Below are 15727 nucleotides of genomic sequence, written 5' to 3' on the forward strand. Positions count from 1 at the left end.
AAGGAGGGCCAGAAGGTCCTGTACGCGAAGTACGCGGGGACCGAGTTCAAGATCGACGGTGAGGAACTCCTCATCGTCAGCCAGAAGGACATCCTCGCGATCGTCGAGGACTGACGGTCGCCTCGCAGCGCGCCGCCCCGATGCGGCCGCCGAGAGCAGACCCCACGTTCCAGGAGGGACAGACCGAGTGGCTAAGCAACTCATCTTCGACGAGACGGCTCGTCGGTCGCTGAAGCGTGGCATCGACCGCCTCGCCGACGCCGTCAAGGTCACGATCGGCCCGAAGGGCCGCAACGTCGTCCTCGACAAGAAGTTCGGCTCCCCGACGATCACCAACGACGGTGTGACGATCGCGCGTGACATCGAGCTCGAGGACCCGTTCGAGAACATGGGCGCGCAGCTCCTCAAGGAGGTCGCGACGAAGACCGACGACGTCGCCGGCGACGGCACCACGACCGCGGTCGTCCTCGGCCAGGCGATGGTCAGCGAGGGCCTTCGCGTCGTGACCGCGGGCGCGAACCCGATGGTCGTGAAGCGCGGCATCGAGCGCGCCGTCGAGGTCATCGTCGAGGAGGTCGCCAAGCAGGCGCGCCCCGTCGACAACCGTGAGCAGATCGCGGCGGTCGCGGCGATCAGCGCCGCCGATCCCGAGGTCGGCGAGATCATCGCCGAGGTGATGGACAAGGTCGGCAAGGACGGCGTCATCACCGTCGAGGAGGGCCAGAGCCTCGGCCTCGAGAAGGAATACACCGAGGGCATGCAGTTCGACCGGCGCTACATCTCGGCGTACTTCGTGACCAACCCCGACCGGATGGAGGCGGTCCTCGAGAACCCGCTCCTCCTCATCACCGACAAGAAGATCTCGAGCGTCCAGGACATGCTCCCGGCCCTCGAGAAGGGCGTCCAGCAGGGCAAGCCGATCCTCATCATCGCCGAGGACGTCGACGGTGAGGCTCTGGCGACGCTCGTCGTGAACAAGCTCCGCGGGACCGTCTCGGTGCTCGCGGTCAAGGCCCCGGGCTTCGGCGACCGCCGCAAGGAGATGCTCCGCGACATCGCGACGCTGACCGGCGGCACCGTCATCAGCGAGGAGGTCGGCCGCAAGCTCGACTCGGTCGCCTTCGAGGACTTCGGCAAGGCCCGCCGCGTCGTCGCCACCAAGGACGACACGACCATCGTCGACGGCGAGGGCTCGCCCGACCAGATCAAGGGCCGGATGGCCCAGATCAAGGCGCAGATCGAGGACACGACCTCGGACTACGACCGCGAGAAGCTCCAGGAGCGCCTCGCCAAGCTCGCAGGCGGCGTCGCCGTCATCAAGGCGGGCGCGGCGACCGAGGTCGAGCTGAAGGAGCGCAAGCACCGCATCGAGGACGCCGTCCGCAACGCGAAGGCTGCCGTCGAGGAGGGCATCGTCGCCGGTGGTGGCGTCGCGCTCATCCAGGCCGGCAAGCTCGCCTTCGAGACGGCCGAGCTCACCGACCTCGTCGGTGACGAGGCCACCGGTGCGCGGATCGTCCAGCTCGCCATCGATGCCCCGCTCAAGCAGATCGCGATCAACGCCGGTCTCGAGGGTGGCGTCGTGGCCGAGCGGGTCCGCAACCTCCCCTCCGGTCACGGCCTCAACGCCGCGACCGGGGTCTACGAGGACCTGCTGGCCGCCGGGGTGAACGACCCGGTCAAGGTGACCCGTTCTGCTCTGCAGAACGCCGCCTCGATCGCGGCGCTGTTCCTCACCACGGAGGCTGTCGTGGCCGACAAGCCGGAGAAGCACGCGGCTCCGGCCGGCGGCGACGGCGGCATGGGCGGCATGGACTTCTGAGTCCCCCTGCCTGACGACCGATGGCGGGTGCACCCTTCGGGGGGTACCCGCCATCGGCGTCGGTGGGTCCTGCTGCGGGGCGCCCGGCCCCCTGCGGCGCTCGGTGGCGGGGCGCACCCCACGGGCGACGGTGGCGGCGGAGCGGTCAGCCGCGGTCCCTCGCCCGCACCCGGAGCCCCGACGCCCGCAGCCGCCGGACGAGCTCGCGGGTACCCACGAGCTCGGCACCGAGGGCGAGGAGCTCGTCGTAGCGCTCGGCGGGGACGTCGTAGTGGTCGTGGTCGAACCCCCGTTCCGGGAGCCCCGCCCTCGCGGCGAAGGAGTGCAGCTCCGCGAGGGAGCTGTCGCTGACGAGGTGGCCCCAGACCCGGCCGTGTCGCGGCCAGAGCGGGGGATCGACGAGCAGGGTCATCCCGAGATCCTCGCAGGCGGCGGTCCCTCCGTCGCCACGACGCTCAGCGGTGGAAGAGCCTCGCGGCCTGCTGTTCGGCGGCGTCGTACTGCTGAGCTGCAGCCGACAGCGCCTGGGTGATCCGGTCGAGGCTCGCCTCGACCTGCCGCTGCGTCGCTGACCACTCGCCCAGCACCCCGCCGAAGGCCTGCGCCGCTCCGCCCCGCCAGGACTCCTGGAGCTGGGTGAGGTGGCGCAGCAGCGCCGCCACCTCACCGCGGATCGTCGCCACGGACGTCCCTGCCGCCGTGGCCGCCTGCGCCACCTGGGCGCTGTCCACCTCGTACCTCATGTCTCCTCCTCGGGTCGTCGACGACCGTAGGAGGGCAGCGCCCGAGGCGATCGCGCGACCGCGCCGACGGGGGACGGACCGAGCGCGCAGAGCCCTGTGCGGACTCCTCAGCGCAGGCGCGCGGCAGAGGACCCGCCGCCCGCCCTGCCGGTGGGGGGCGGGATCACCGGCTCGACGAACGGCTGGATGTCCGGAGCCGTCGGCTCGGGCTCTGGCGCGGGGGTCCCGGCGGCCTGCCCGCCGGCCGCGGGCTCGGGGGCGACCTCCGGCGTCTCGGACGCGCGGGCGGCCTCGATCTTGGCCAGCTCCTTCTCCAGTCGCTGGAGCTCGGCGCCCAGGTTCTGGCGGGCCGGTTCCTCCCACGCCGCACCGAGCGGGCTCGAGAAGAGCGTGGGGCGCTGGTCGAGCTTGCGCAGGATCGCGATCCGCGCACGGACGAAGGCCTCGACGGGTAGGTGGGCGTACTCCGCGCGGATCTCCGACAGGTAGGTCTTGTAGCGCTGCGGGTCCCCGGCGAGCACCGAGAGGTCGGCGTCGCACAGGACGGCGCAGTCGAAGTCGTCCGGCCGGGGCTGGTGCCGCGTGAGGGCGGTCACCAGGGTGACGACCCGCTCGACGGAGGCCGGCGGCAGGCCGAGGGCGGTCAGCTCCTCCCGTGCGAGCACCGCGCTGGCCTGCTCGTCCTCGCCCCCGCGGTTCGCGTAGGAGGCCTTCTCCGCCGAGGTGAAGATCGCGCCGTGGTACCAGGCGGCGAGTCGGACCAGCTCCGGCTCGTGCGTCTCCGAGGCGAGCTCGTCCACGCGGGCCAGCACGTCGGCCAGGTGACGCAGGTTGTGGAAGTGCCGGTCGGGCTGCGACCACCGATCGAGCAGTGCCTCACCCACGGCCCTGATGGCCCCAGGGTCGGCCGTTGCTCCTGCTCCCGCGACGGACCGCTGCCATGCAGCGATCAGCCATTGCGGCGCATCGAAAGCGCCCATGGTCCAGCCTCATCCCGTCGGTGACAACGGTTGACCATCGTAGCCCGAGCGGGCACGCCGCGCGTCACATGAGGGCGGTCCTCCCGATCGGGTGAATCCGCTCTCATCCCTCGGTGGCAGGGGTGGCTTCCTCGGCGGGCGGTGCGACGGGGAGGCCGACGCGGATGGTGGTCCCGCCCCCGGGCGTCTGCGCGACGGTCACTGTCCCCTGGTGGGCGTCGACGATCGCGGCGACGATCGCCATGCCGAGCCCCGCGCCGCCGCCGGTCGCGCGACCGCGCGCCGCGTCCACCCGGTAGAAGCGCTCGAAGACCCGGGCGGCGTGCTCCGGGGCGATGCCCGGGCCGTGGTCCCGCACCTCGATCACCGACTGGTCACCGAGCCGCCCGACGGCGATCTCGACGGGAGTGCCGGACGGCGTGTGGCGCACGACGTTCCCGACGAGGTTGGCGACCACCTGGCGCAGTCGCGACTCGTCGCCCGTCGTGGACGCGGAGGGCGGTGCGTCGGGGGAGGTCGGCACGATGCGGACCGCCCGGGACGGGTCGAGGGCGCGCAGGTCGGCGAGGGCGTCCGCGGCGAGCACGGCGAGGTCGACGTGCTCGTGCCGCAAGGGCCGCCCCTCGTCGAGCCTCGCGAGGTGCAGCAGGTCCTCGACGAGCGAGCCCATCCTGGTCGCCGAGTCCTCGATCCGCTTCATGGTCTCGCCGACGTCCTGCGCACCGGTCAGCGCGCCCATCCGGTACAGCTCCCCGTAGCCCCGGATGGTGGCCAGCGGGGTGCGCAGCTCATGGCTCGCATCGGCGACGAACCGCCGCATGCGCTCCTCCGAGGCCGTCCGGGCCTCGAACGCGCGCTCGATCTGGGTGAGCATGCCGTTGAGCGAGTCCGCGAGGCGTCCGACCTCCGTGCCGGGAGCCGCGTCCGGGACGCGGCGGCTCAGGTCCCCGGCCGCGATGGCCTCCGCGGTCTCCTCGATCGTGCGCAGCGGGCGGAGCGAGCGTCGCACCCCCCAGGTCCCGGCGACGGCGCCCAGCGCGGCCACACCGAGCCCGATCGTGAGCAGGGCGATCTGCATCGCCCGCAGCGTGGCCTCCGCTGAGGTCATCGGCAGGGCGACGACGGCCGAGCCCACCACCTCACCGGAGGCGCGGCCGAACACCGGAAGGGCGAGGGCTCGCCACTCGGTGCCGCCGGAGACCGAACCGACGGTGAACGGTGCCTGGGCGAGCGCCGTGACCTCGTCGGGAGTCAGGGCCGAGAGCGAGGGGGTGGTCTCCGCCTGCGCGGCGGCGTAGCGCTGGACGACCTCCCCCGAGGTGTCCAGGATGACCACCTGGTAGTCGCTCGGCAGGACCGAGTCGTCCTGGCCGGACGAGGAGAGGTCGCGACGCAGCGCCTGGTTCGCCAGTGCCGTCCCGGCGGACTCGAGCTGGGCGTCGAGCTCGGCGACGAGCGAGCGCTCCAGCAGGGCGTGCGCGGCGAGGCCGGTCAGCCCGAGCCCCATGAGGAGAAGGACGCTGAAGACGGCCGTGAGCTGGGTGCGCAGGGGCAGCCGGGTCCACCGGTTCATCGCGGCGGGGTGCGCAGGACGTACCCGACGCCGCGCTTGGTGTGCAGCAGCGGGACGACGTCGACGACCCCGTCCGGTCGGTCGATCTTGCGGCGCAGGTAGGAGATGTACGACTCGACGATGCTCCCGTCGCCGCCCCAGTCGTAGTCCCACACGTGGTCGAGGATCTGCGCCTTGGACAGGACCCGGCCCGCGTTGAGCATGAGGTACCGCAGCAGCGCGAACTCGGTCGGCGAGAGGTCGATCGGGCGCCCGTCCCGGTGCACCTCGTGGGAGTCCTCGTCGAGCTCGAGGTCCGCGTACCGCAGCACCGAGTCGGACTCGTCGACACCACCGGTCCGGCGCAGGATCGCGCGGATCCGCGCGACGACCTCCTCGAGGCTGAACGGCTTGGTGACGTAGTCGTCGCCGCCGACCGTCAGGCCGGTGACCTTGTCGGTCGTGTCGTCCCGCGCCGTGAGGAACAGCACCGGGGCGCGCTGGCCGTGCTCGCGCATCGTGCGGGTCACGGTGAAGCCGTCGATGTCCGGGAGCATCACGTCGAGCACGACGAGGTCCGGCTGCACCTCGGCGACCTTCGCGAGCGCGGAGTGCCCGTCGGCAGCGGGGTGCACCTCGAACCCGGCGAACCGCAGGGAGGTGGTCAGCAGCTCACGGATCGTCGGTTCGTCGTCGACGACGACGAGGCGCGCCTCGGGGGCGTGGGAACGCTCGGACATGGTCCCAGTGTGCGGGCCGAACCTGGGAGTCCGCTGGGAGGGAGCAGGACGGCCGCGCCCGTGCGGGCCCGGCCGTCCTGGTACGGCGGAGGGATCTCCGCCCGGTTCGCTCCCGGTCCGCTCAGAGACCGGAACCCAGCTGCGGGTTGCTGCTGCCCTCGATCACCTGGGGCGAGCCGCCCTTGAGTGCAGCGAGGCGTGCCTCGATCTCGATGACCTCGCCCGCGTCCTCGAGCTCCTCGAACTGGGCGTCCAGCGAGGAGGCGGCGATCTCCGCCTGTCCGGCGACCCTGGCCTCCTCGCGGCGCACCTTCTCCTCGAAGCGTGAGACCTCCGTCGTCGGGTCGAGCACGTTGATCGAGCCGATGGCCTCGTGGACCTGGGCCTGCGCTGCCGCCGACTTGGCCCGGGCGACGAGCTCGTCGCGCTTGGACTTGAGCTGACCGAGCTTGTCCGCCATCTGCACCAGGCCCGACTTGAGCTTGGCGACGACCTCGGTCTGCGAGGCGATCATCGGCTCGGCACTGCGGGCCTCGCCCTCGAACTGGATCTGCTTGCCCAGCGCGACCTTGGCGAGGCTGTCGAACTTGTCGGCGTCGGTGGCGTTGCCCGCCGCGCGCAGCTGGTCGGCCTTGGTCGAGGCCAACGCGGCCTTGGCACCCCACTCGCGGGCCGCGGCGACGTCCTCCGCGTGGTCCGCCTCGGCGAGACGCAGGTTGCCGATGGTCACCGCGACGGCGTCCTGCGCCTCGGCGATGGAGTTCGTGTAGTCACGGATCATCTGGTCGAGCATCTTCTCCGGGTCCTCGGCCCGGTCCAGGAGCGAGTTGATGTTCGCCCTGGTCATCTGGGCGATGCGACCGAGGATCGTCTGCTTCTCCGCCATCTGTCTGCCTTCCGTGTGCTGGATACGAACCGGACGTCGTGCGCTGTCGTGCGATCGGGGTCATCGGCCGGACGGCCGTGCTCCCGTGCACGGGATCAGAAGCGGCCACCCCCGCCGCGGCGGCCCCGGGTGCCGCCGCCGCCGAAGGAGCCGCTGGACCGGCCGCCGCCGGGCCGACCGCCGCCGAACCCCCCGCCGGGCCGACCTCCGCCGAACCCCCCGCCGAAACCTCCCCCGCCGAAGCCCCCTCGGCGACCTCCGCCGCGCAGGACCTGGTCGAGGATGATCCCGCCGAGGACGAGCGTCCCGGGGTTGATGCCTCCCGCGCCGCCGCCTCCGCCGGGGGACTGCCACTGCGAGACGTCCGCCTGCGCGAGCTGCTGGGCGGAGGTGGCGAGCTGCATCGCCCGCTGGGCGGTGGTCAGAGCGGCGGCCACATCGGTGGCGCTGGTGCGCTCGGCCTCCTGGGCCAGCCGCGCGGCCTCGGCGAGCCGGGTGCGCGCCTCCGCGCCGACCGCGCCCCGCCGGGACTCGATGAAGTCGGAGACCGAGCGGATCTGCGAGGTCAGCTGGCCAAGGATCGTCGCGAGCTGCGCCCTGCCGCGCTCGTCCCGCTCCGCCTGGGCCCGCGCCGGGGCGAGCGCCGCGTCGAGGGCTGCCTCGGCCTCGGTGAGTCGGGCGAGCAGGGCGAGCGGGTCCCCGCTCGTGCGTCCGTCGGCTGCGGCGGCGATCGCGGTCCTGGCGGCACCGGCGAGTGCGCCGACGGCGGGATCGGCGGGCGCGAGCCGGGCGGCGTCCGCGAGGTCGGCGCTGAGCGAGGCGATCCCCGCCTCGATCCTGGAGCCGGCCTGGGTGAGGTCGCCACGGGCACGGTCGACGGCGTCGAGCAGCAGCACGGCCTGCTCGACGGCGTCCTCCGCCGCGCGGACCAGGGCGACGGCGGCCGCGCGGTCGGAGTCGACCACGCCGAGGCCCTCGTCGACCGAGGCGCGTGCGGCGTCCAGCAGGGAGGCGGCCTGGTCGACGTTCCCCGCCACGGAGGCCAGGGCGGTCGGCGGGTAGGTCGTGGCCAGCGTGGCCAGCGTCGCTCGGCCACCGGCCAGCCGCGAGTCGACCTCGTCGGCACGCGTGCGGGTCTCGGCGAGGACCTGCGGGGCGCGGTTCTGCAGGTCGCGCAGTCGGTCGAACTCCTCGGCCTGCGAGTCGAGAGCGCTGTCGGCCCCGGAGCACAGCTCGAGGATCCGGAGCATCATCGCCCTGGCCTCGGGCTCCGTCTCCGGCTGGGCGTCGTCGAGGCGCTGGCGCAGCCTGAAGGCCTCCCCGATCGCCGACCTCGCCTCGGCGAGCACGGCGGTGAAGGCGCGGGTCGCCTCGATGCCGAACTGCGCCTGGGCGAAACCGAGCTCCTGCTCGGAGGTCTTGATCGCGTCGTCCAGCTCGACGAGAGCGGCGCTCGCCCGCCGGCTCAGCTCCGCCGTCGGCAGTGCCGTGGCGTCGGTACGGCGGGGGCCGGACCCGCTCCTGCCCCGGGAGCGCCGCGCGACGACGATCACCACGACGACCAACCCGACGACGAGGAGGACGACGAGCACAGCGCCGAACGACCCCGAGCCGGTGCTTCCCGAGGTGCTCCCCGCCGTGCTTCCCGAGCCGCCGAGCGCCGCGTCGAGGTACCCCTGGGCACCGGCGATCGCCGCGCCGGCCCAGTCGCTCGCCTGCAGCTCCGGCTCGATCACGTCCCCTGCCACGGCGTCGAGCTGGTCGTCGGTGAGGTCGATCGCATCGTCGACGCTGATGCCGTAGCGGCTGTCGTCCACGGCGACGGCGAGGAGGATGTCGTCGACCCCGAGACCGGAGGCCGTGGCGGTCGCGTTGGCCCAGTCGAGCCCGTCCTCGCCCTCGAAGGTCGAGACGAACACGACGAAGAGCTGGTAGCGGGTCGCGGAGCTGAGCTCGTCGAGGGCGGACTGCACCTCTGCCGTGCGCCCCTCGAGCGCGCCGACGGTGTCGGTGATCTCGTCGGCGACGTCCATCGGGGACTCCGCAGAGGCGGGCGCGGCTCCGACCACCCCGAGGAATCCGAGGAGTGCGACGAGGAGGACGAGGCTCCGGCGGACGCGCGGGCGAGCAGCTGCGGTGTGGCTCACGCCTCGATCCTTGACCAAAGGTGGGCACGGGGCAAACAGCCGTCGTCGCCGCCGCGCGCAGCGCCTACACTCTTCCGGTGATTCTCACCGTCATCGAGCACGCGCCGTCGGTCCCCACGGACCGCTTCGTCCCGTGGCTCCTCGAAGACCCTGTTCCCACGACGGGGCCGACGCTCCAGCTGCGCATCGTGCGCGCCTGGGCCGGCGAGCCCGTCCCTTCGGCGTCCGAGTGCGGCGCCGGTCTCCTGGTGCTGGGAGGCGAGCAGGACGCGTACGACGACGAGGGCTCTCCGTGGCTCCCCGCGACGCGCGCGCTCCTCGCCGAGGCCGCCGGCTCCGGTCTGCCGACGCTCGGCATCTGCCTCGGTGCGCAGCTGCTCGCCGTCGCGACCGGTGGCCGCGTGCAGGTCGCGGCACCTCCGGGATGCGAGGCAGGGGTGGTCGCCATCCGCCCGCGGCCGGCCGCTGCCGACGACGCCGTGCTCGGGGCGCTCGCGGCAGGGGTCCCGGCCGATCACCCGGGTGCTGCGGGGGTCCTGGCCTGGATGCCGTCGATGCACTCCGATGCCGTCGTCGAGCTCCCTCCCGGCGCCGTGTGGCTCGCATCCTCGACGCTGTACCCGTTCCAGGCCTTCCGCACGGGCTCGGCATGGGGCGTGCAGTTCCACCCCGAGGTGAGCCTGGAGACCTTCACGGCCTGGGCCGAGGAGGAGGACGGCGTCGACACGACGGACGTCGTCGCTCAGTACCGCGAGCGCGAGGCCGAGATCGAGCACGGCGGCCGGGCCATCGCCATGGCCTTCGCCTCGCTCGTGCGGTCCGGTTCGCTCGCCCCGACGCCCGCCTGAGACGCGGTCGCGGAAGGGCCGTCCGAGCGGCGGCCCTTCCGGGGCTCAGTCGCTCGCCGGGTCCTTCGCCAGGTCCTCGGCGTCCACGATCCGGTAGGCGTAGCCCTGCTCGGCGAGGAAGCGCTGACGGTGGGCCGCGAACTCCTGGTCGACCGTGTCGCGCGCGACGACGGCGTAGAAGTGCGCCGTCCGTCCGTCCGCCTTGGGTCGCATGATCCGGCCGAGGCGCTGGGCTTCCTCCTGACGTGAGCCGAAGGACCCCGAGACCTGGATCGCGACGGCGGCCTCCGGCAGGTCGACGGAGAAGTTCGCCACCTTGCTCACGACGAGCCGGGTCACCTCGCCCGAGCGGAAGGCGTCGAACAGGCGCTGGCGCTCGCGCACCGTTGTCTGCCCGGTGATGAGCGGGGCGTCGAGGTGGTCGGCCAGGAGCTCGAGCTGGTCGAGGTACTGCCCGATCACCAGCACCTGGTCCTCCGGGTGCCGTGCCACGAGCCGTTCGACGACGTCGTTCTTGCCGACGGCCGCGGCCGCGAGGCGGTAGCGCTCCTCCGGCTCGGCCATGGCATAGGCCATCCGGTCGTGGTCGGGGAGGGTCAGGCGCACCTCGACGCAGTCCGCCGGTGCGATGTAGCCCTGGGACTCGATCTCCTTCCACGGGGCGTCGAACCGCTTGGGGCCGATGAGCGAGAACACCTCGTCCTCGCGGCCGTCCTCGCGCACGAGCGTGGCGGTCAGCCCGAGCCGGCGGCGTGCCTGGAGGTCTGCCGTCATCCGGAAGATCGGCGCGGGCAGCAGGTGGACCTCGTCGTAGAGGACGAGTCCCCAGTCGCGGGCGTCGAGCAGCTCGAGGTGCGTGTAGACGCCCTTCCGCTTGGTGGTGAGCACCTGGTAGGTCGCGATCGTCACGGGCCGCACCTCCTTGCGCGATCCGGAGTACTCGCCGATCTCGTCCTCGGTGAGCGAGGTGCGCCGCAGCAGCTCGTCCCGCCACTGGCGGGCCGAGACGGTGTTCGTCACGAGGATGAGCGTCGTCGTGCCCGAGCGGGCCATCGCCGCAGCGCCGACGATCGTCTTCCCTGCGCCGCAGGGCAGCACCACGACCCCCGAGCCGCCGTGCCAGAACCCGTCGACCGCCTGCTGCTGGTAGGGGCGGAGGGACCAGCCCTCGGTGGTCAGGTCGATCGGGTGGGCCTCGCCGTCGACGTACCCGGCAAGGTCCTCGGCCGGCCAGCCGAGCTTGAGCAGCACCTGCTTGAGCCGTCCGCGCTCGGAGGGGTGGACGACGACGTCGTCCTGGTCGAGCCGCGTCCCGAGCAGGCCGGCGGTGCGGCGGGAGCGCAGCACCTCCTCGAGCACGGCACGGTCCAGGGCGTGCAGCACGAGCCCGTGCGTGGGGTGGTCCATGAGCTGGAGGCGGCCGTAGCGCGCCATCGTCTCGGCCACGTCCACCAGCAGGGCGTGCGGGACGGGGTAGCGGGAGTACTGGAGCAGGACGGCGACGACCTGCTCGGCGTCGTGCCCGGCCGCGCGGGCGTTCCACAGGCCCAGGGGCGTGAGCCGGTAGGTGTGCACGTGCTCCGGCGCTCGCTCGAGCTCGGCGAACGGGGCGATCGCGCGGCGGGCCGCGTCGGCATCGGGGTGGTCGACCTCGAGGAGCACGGTCTTGTCGCCCTGCACGATGAGCGGTCCGGCCGGCGTCGTGGTCATGCGTCTCCTTCGAAGGTGGCTCGGACGATGCGGTGCACGGCGATGGTCAGCTCGGACTCGCGCTCGGCGTCGACGGCGCGGACCCTGCCTGCGTCGACCAGCACGGGCCGCACCCTGCGCGTCGTGCTGCCGTTCGGCCCGGCGATCTCCAGGACGACGGTCCGGTGGTCGGCGACGGCCTCCCGCAGCAGGGCCAACGCCTCGAGCGGCCCTGCTGTTCCCACGCTCGGGTCCTCGCCGTGCTCGGCGGCGCCGGCCGTCGCGGCGGACCCTGCGGCTCGCGTCACCTCGGGTTCCGAGCTCAGCAGGTCCCGTGCCACCCGGAGCAGGTGGCGCCGGGTCACGGCGGGGTCGGGCGTCGCGACGGCCCGCGCCCGGGGGACGCGGACCCGACGCGGCGGGACCTGCTCGCGCAGGACGACGCCGTGCTCGTCCTCCAGCACCGCCGGGACCCCGCGCGAGCGCAACCGGCTGACGAGCTCGGCTGCCGGTACCTGGGCGACGAGGACCCCCGGGGCCAGCTGCCGCAGGCCGAGGTCGCGCAGCGCCGGGTCGTCGGCCGCGCCGACGAGGGCCGCGGGCTCGGCGCGCAGGTAGGACAGTGCGGCTCCGGCCCGCACCTGCCCGTGCCGGCGGGCTGCGTCGAGGATCAGGTACTCCAGCGGCTGGGGGACCGTCCCACGGGTGTGGGCCGCGAGTGCCGCCAGCGTGTCCTGCCCGGACCACCCGGCGTCCAGGGCCGGGCGGACGCTCTCCGCGCTGAACCGCACCGTCAGCCCTGCCCCGCGCGACTCGACCGTCGCGGTCAGGTCGAGGACCTCGGCAAGGGCTTGGCTCGGCAGTCCTGGCACGATCCCGGTGAGGTCGGCCTGCAGGAGGACCTCGTCGACCGGCTCCGGGACCAGCCCGGCGAGCGCGACCGCCGCCACGTGCGGCTCACCGGAGAGCAGGGCGCGGCCGGGGCCGGTGAGCGTCCCCGAGGAGAGCACGCCCAGCGTCTCGGCCTCGGCGAGGGTCGCCTCGACGGCGTGCAGCCCCGGGGCGGAACGTGGCGCGCGCCACGCGAGGACCTCGTGGATCTGGGTGGCCGACAGCCGCCCGGGCGGTGCGGTGTCCGCCAGCACCTGGAGCACGGCACGGCGCATGCGCCGCACCCACGGGCGGCGGGTGGTCGGGTCCAGCGCCCCGCGCAGGGCGCCGCGGTCGTCGCGTGTCCCCACGAGCCACGCGGCGCGATCGGTGTCGAGCCAGGCTCGGCCGAGAGCGGCCCACCGCTCCTCGACCGGGAGAGCCGCCCATTCCTCGACGGCGGAGGTGGGGCAGAACGACGGCGGGTCGTCCTCGTCGTCCACGACGAGTCCCGCGGCCCCGGCGACCTCGGCCATGAGGGCTGCGACCTCGGGAGTCGTCTCGAGCTCGAGGGCGAGCCGGCGCAGCTCGCGCGCCCCCAGCGCCCCGGAGCGGAGCACGGGCGGCGGGTTCCCGCCCCAGGAGGTGAGCAGCGCGGCGACGAGGCGGACGGCGTCGAGGGCCTGGTGGACCGAGCCGGCGTCCACGGCATCGGCGTCGACCGGGACCGCCTCGGGGCTGGGTGCCTCCGGTGGCACCCGGACGGTCCGCCCGTCGCGAAGGGCGAGGGCGACCTCGCGGGGCATCAGGACGTGGGAGAGGTCGCCGCGCACCAGCAGGTGGTGGCGGAGCAGCCAGGCCACCGCGCTGCGCGCGGGGCCCGGCTCGCTCGGGGCGCGCCCGACGGGCGGACCCCAGGTCAGGGCGTCCAGGACGGCGCGAGCTCCCGGCGGTGCCTCGTCGAGGAGCCCGAGCACGACGGCGCGGTCGCTGAGATCGGGGGCGTCGGGCTCGTCCTCCGACGGGAGTGCAGGACCCAGCCCCGCCGGGTGCGGGCCGAGCGTGTCGGCGAGTCCTGGTGCTGCTCGTAGTCGCCCGGCTCCCCAGAGCAGGCCGAGGCGCGTGCCGTGCGCCACCGCTGAGCCCGCCTCCAGCCCGAGGGCGCGGGAGAGGTCCGCGACGGTCGGCCCGCCGTCCTCCGCGCTGCGGTCACCGCTGGTCAGCGCGAGGACGGCCTCGAGGGTGGCGAGGGTCGCCGCGTCGAGGTCGGCGAGGGCGCGTTCGAGGCTCGCCCGCGTCGTGGCACGGGCAGCAAGGGCGCGCACGGTACCCGGGGGAGGCGTGGCCAGGTCCGGCCGTGCATCGAGCAGGCGGGCGAGGCCCTCGGGGCCCAGCGCGCGCAGGTGCTCGGTGTAGGTGGACATCCGCACCACCTTAGGACGCCGAGACCGTGGGCTCCCGGCCGGTCCCAGCGGGGATGCGTCGGTCGTCGGTCGGCTGCGCACCCGGGGCGGCGCGATGAGCCGAGCGGTGTCGTCCCGGGAAGCCGCCGGACGTCGGGCTGCGGCACGGCCTAGCATCGGTACGTCCGAGCGCGAGGGTGGCGCTCGCGTCCGCCCCAGCCTGCCGAGGAGCCCCCATGGAGATCGTCAAGAACCTCGCCCTCGTCCTGCACTTCGTGGGTCTCGCCAGCCTCCTGGGCGGCTTCCTTCTGCAGATGAGCGGAGCGACCAAGCGGATCGACCCGGCGATGTTCCACGGCGCGCTCACCATGCTCGTCACCGGTCTCGCCCTGGTGGGGATCGACGAGGCCCTCGACGACCCGGTGAACAACACGAAGATCGCCGTGAAGCTGATCGTCCTCGTGGTCATCACGGTCCTCGTCGTGCTCAACCGGAAGAAGCCGAGCATCCCGGTCGGGCTCTGGGCCGCGATCGGCGGGCTCACCCTGCTCAACGTCACCCTCGCCGTCTTCTGGTGACCAGCGGCTGACCGGCAGCGGAGCGGGACCCGACGACGAACCGGCCCTGCCCGGAACGCGACGCCATGGGCCCTTCGGCCCGGTAGCCTGGGGGTTCGAGTACGACGACAGGAGTTGCGGTGCCCACCGGCAAGGTCAAGTGGTTCGACACGGAGCGTGGTTTCGGCTTCATCGCAGGCGAGGACGGCGGTGAGGTGTTCCTGCACGCCTCCGCGCTGCCCGCCGGCGCTGCAGCGCCCAAGCCCGGCGCCCGCGTCGAGTTCGGTGTCGCCGACGGTCGGCGCGGCCCGCAGGCCCTCGCCGTCACGATGCTCGACCCCGTCCCGTCCGTCGCCAAGGCGCAGCGCAAGCCGGCCGACGACATGGCCGTCATCGTCGAGGACCTGATCAAGGTGCTTGACAAGACGGGCAACGACCTGCGGCGCGGCCGCTACCCGGAGAAGGGGCGTGGCGCGCAGGTCGCCAGCCTGCTCCGCGCCGTCGCCGACGACCTCGAGGTCTGATGGCCACCGCGACGCTCGACCCGGTCCTGACCACCGCCGTCGATCTTGCGCGTGCGGCGGCCGAAGAGGTCGCCGGGCGTCCGCACCTGGTCGGCGAGCACCTCGGCACGGTCCGTGAGCAGGACAGGGTGGTCTCCCACCAGTTCGCCACGACGGCCCCCGGCTACGTGGGCTGGTGCTGGACGGTCACGCTCTCCCGCGTCCCGCGCGGCCGCACGGCGACGGTCAGCGAGGTCGAGCTCCTGCCGGGGGACGGCGCCGTGCTCGCCCCGGCCTGGGTCCCGTGGTCCGAGCGGCTCCAGCCGGGAGACCTCGGTTCGGGCGACGTCCTTCCCTTCGTCGCCGACGACGACCGTCTCGAGCAGGGTTTCGAGGCGACAGGCGACCTCGACGTCGACGTCATGGCCCTCTTCGAGCTGGGGCTCGGCCGCGAGCGCGTGCTCTCCCGCACCGGTCGCGCGGAGGCCGCCGAACGGTGGTACCGGGGGAGCAACGGCCCGACGTCGCCCACCGCCGTCGCGGCGAGCGCCCCGTGCTCGAGCTGCGGCTTCATGCTGCTGCTCGCCGGCTCCTTGCGCACCGAGTTCGGGGTGTGCGCCAACGAGTGGTCGCCCGACGACGGCCGCGTGGTGAGCATGGACCACGGCTGCGGCGCGCACTCGCAGACGGACCTCGGCCCGGTGCCGACCGACTGGCCCGATGCCGCGCCCGTCATCGACGAGATGGCCCAGGACCTCGAGATCAGCACGCGGGACGACGACGCCGAGAGCGAGCCCGCCGTCGAGAGCGAGCCGGTCGCTGAGGCCGACCCGGTCCTCGAGGCCGACCCGGTCGTCGAGGCCGAGCCTTCCGTCGAGGCCGAGCCTTCCGTCGCCGACACCGCTCCGGCGGACGAGCCCGCCGCGGACCCCGCAGGGGAGTGACCGACCCGCTGGGTGCCGCCGCGCTGCGAGAGGCGGCGCTGAC

General features: G+C 73.5%; 14 protein-coding genes and 1 pseudogene. 6 read left to right on the plus strand and 9 right to left on the minus strand.

Annotation, left to right across the window (positions count from 1 at the left end; genetic code table 11):
- Both ABWK99_RS05270 and groL read left to right on the plus strand, forming a co-directional pair.
- Nucleotides 1-114, plus strand: a pseudogene (locus ABWK99_RS05270) (co-chaperone GroES); the annotation flags it as partial.
- Between the two features lie 73 nt (nt 115-187).
- Nucleotides 188-1822 (plus strand): chaperonin GroEL, encoded by a 1635-nt coding sequence (groL, locus tag ABWK99_RS05275; RefSeq protein WP_372593651.1) that lies wholly within the window; start codon nt 188-190, stop codon nt 1820-1822.
- 145 nt (nt 1823-1967) lie between these two features.
- Here groL and ABWK99_RS05280 read toward each other — a convergent pair whose 3' ends face one another.
- From ABWK99_RS05280 to ABWK99_RS05310, 7 genes are all read right to left on the minus strand, one after another.
- Complete coding sequence (locus ABWK99_RS05280; protein ID WP_372593652.1) at nt 1968-2234, minus strand: DUF4031 domain-containing protein; 267 nt, start codon at nt 2232-2234, stop codon at nt 1968-1970.
- A gap of 43 nt (nt 2235-2277) precedes the next feature.
- Nucleotides 2278-2565, minus strand: coding sequence for a WXG100 family type VII secretion target (locus tag ABWK99_RS05285; RefSeq protein ID WP_372593653.1), 288 nt, complete (start codon nt 2563-2565; stop codon nt 2278-2280).
- A 107-nt stretch (nt 2566-2672) separates the two neighbouring features.
- Nucleotides 2673-3545 carry a hypothetical protein gene (locus ABWK99_RS05290; RefSeq protein WP_372593654.1) on the minus strand — a complete coding sequence of 291 codons (873 nt, stop codon included), beginning with the start codon at nt 3543-3545 and terminating at the stop codon, nt 2673-2675.
- 103 nt (nt 3546-3648) lie between these two features.
- Nucleotides 3649-5118, minus strand: a complete 1470-nt coding sequence (locus tag ABWK99_RS05295) for an ATP-binding protein (RefSeq protein WP_372593655.1) — start codon at nt 5116-5118, stop codon at nt 3649-3651.
- Nucleotides 5115-5837: a response regulator transcription factor gene (locus ABWK99_RS05300; RefSeq protein ID WP_372593656.1), complete on the minus strand. Its 723-nt coding sequence runs from the start codon at nt 5835-5837 to the stop codon at nt 5115-5117. The genes ABWK99_RS05295 and ABWK99_RS05300 overlap by 4 nt, the downstream gene beginning before the upstream one ends.
- 121 nt (nt 5838-5958) lie before the next feature.
- A complete protein-coding gene (locus ABWK99_RS05305; protein WP_372593657.1) occupies nt 5959-6723 on the minus strand; it encodes a PspA/IM30 family protein in 765 nt (254 codons plus the stop codon).
- Between the two features lie 95 nt (nt 6724-6818).
- Nucleotides 6819-8870, minus strand: a complete 2052-nt coding sequence (locus tag ABWK99_RS05310; RefSeq protein WP_372593658.1) for a TPM domain-containing protein — start codon at nt 8868-8870, stop codon at nt 6819-6821.
- Between the two features lie 77 nt (nt 8871-8947).
- Here ABWK99_RS05310 and ABWK99_RS05315 point away from each other — a divergent pair, with 77 nt between their 5' ends.
- Nucleotides 8948-9718 carry a type 1 glutamine amidotransferase gene (locus ABWK99_RS05315; RefSeq protein ID WP_372593659.1) on the plus strand — a complete coding sequence of 257 codons (771 nt, stop codon included), beginning with the start codon at nt 8948-8950 and terminating at the stop codon, nt 9716-9718.
- Nucleotides 9719-9763: 45 nt separating this feature from the next.
- On the opposite strand, the gene ABWK99_RS05320 is transcribed toward ABWK99_RS05315, so the two are convergent.
- Together ABWK99_RS05320 and ABWK99_RS05325 are read right to left on the minus strand one after the other, a co-directional pair.
- Entirely contained in the window at nt 9764-11428 is a 1665-nt protein-coding gene (locus ABWK99_RS05320) for a DNA repair helicase XPB (protein ID WP_372593660.1), read from the minus strand.
- Nucleotides 11425-13701 (minus strand): helicase-associated domain-containing protein, encoded by a 2277-nt coding sequence (locus ABWK99_RS05325; protein WP_372593661.1) that lies wholly within the window; start codon nt 13699-13701, stop codon nt 11425-11427. The genes ABWK99_RS05320 and ABWK99_RS05325 overlap by 4 nt, the downstream gene beginning before the upstream one ends.
- A 215-nt stretch (nt 13702-13916) precedes the next feature.
- On the opposite strand from ABWK99_RS05325, the gene ABWK99_RS05330 reads away from it, so the two are divergent.
- The 3 genes from ABWK99_RS05330 to ABWK99_RS05340 all read left to right on the plus strand — a co-directional run bounded on the left by ABWK99_RS05330 (nt 13917) and on the right by ABWK99_RS05340 (nt 15684).
- On the plus strand, nt 13917-14258 hold the full coding sequence (locus tag ABWK99_RS05330) for a hypothetical protein (RefSeq protein ID WP_372593662.1): 342 nt from the start codon (nt 13917-13919) through the stop codon (nt 14256-14258).
- Nucleotides 14259-14377: 119 nt separating this feature from the next.
- Entirely contained in the window at nt 14378-14761 is a 384-nt protein-coding gene (locus ABWK99_RS05335; RefSeq protein WP_372593663.1) for a cold-shock protein, read from the plus strand.
- Nucleotides 14761-15684 carry a DUF3027 domain-containing protein gene (locus ABWK99_RS05340; RefSeq protein WP_372593664.1) on the plus strand — a complete coding sequence of 308 codons (924 nt, stop codon included), beginning with the start codon at nt 14761-14763 and terminating at the stop codon, nt 15682-15684. Before ABWK99_RS05335 ends, ABWK99_RS05340 begins: the two co-directional genes overlap by 1 nt.
- The last annotated feature ends 43 nt before the right edge of the window (nt 15685-15727 follow it).

Origin of the sequence: Actinotalea sp. (assembly GCF_041597215.1) — a bacterium.
GTDB lineage: Bacteria > Actinomycetota > Actinomycetes > Actinomycetales > Cellulomonadaceae > Actinotalea.

Bases quoted from the DNA above. Each gene is read 5' to 3' on its own strand.
- ABWK99_RS05280 (WP_372593652.1), bottom strand. From the start codon at position 2,234: ATGACCCTGCTCGTCGATCCCCCGCTCTGGCCGCGACACGGCCGGGTC.
- ABWK99_RS05285 (WP_372593653.1), bottom strand. From the start codon at position 2,565: ATGAGGTACGAGGTGGACAGCGCCCAGGTGGCGCAGGCGGCCACGGCG.
- ABWK99_RS05290 (WP_372593654.1), bottom strand. From the start codon at position 3,545: ATGGGCGCTTTCGATGCGCCGCAATGGCTGATCGCTGCATGGCAGCGG.
- ABWK99_RS05295 (WP_372593655.1), bottom strand. From the start codon at position 5,118: ATGAACCGGTGGACCCGGCTGCCCCTGCGCACCCAGCTCACGGCCGTC.
- ABWK99_RS05300 (WP_372593656.1), bottom strand. From the start codon at position 5,837: ATGTCCGAGCGTTCCCACGCCCCCGAGGCGCGCCTCGTCGTCGTCGAC.
- ABWK99_RS05305 (WP_372593657.1), bottom strand. From the start codon at position 6,723: ATGGCGGAGAAGCAGACGATCCTCGGTCGCATCGCCCAGATGACCAGG.
- ABWK99_RS05320 (WP_372593660.1), bottom strand. From the start codon at position 11,428: ATGACCACGACGCCGGCCGGACCGCTCATCGTGCAGGGCGACAAGACC.
- ABWK99_RS05325 (WP_372593661.1), bottom strand. From the start codon at position 13,701: ATGTCCACCTACACCGAGCACCTGCGCGCGCTGGGCCCCGAGGGCCTC.
- ABWK99_RS05330 (WP_372593662.1), top strand. From the start codon at position 13,917: ATGGAGATCGTCAAGAACCTCGCCCTCGTCCTGCACTTCGTGGGTCTC.
- ABWK99_RS05340 (WP_372593664.1), top strand. From the start codon at position 14,761: ATGGCCACCGCGACGCTCGACCCGGTCCTGACCACCGCCGTCGATCTT.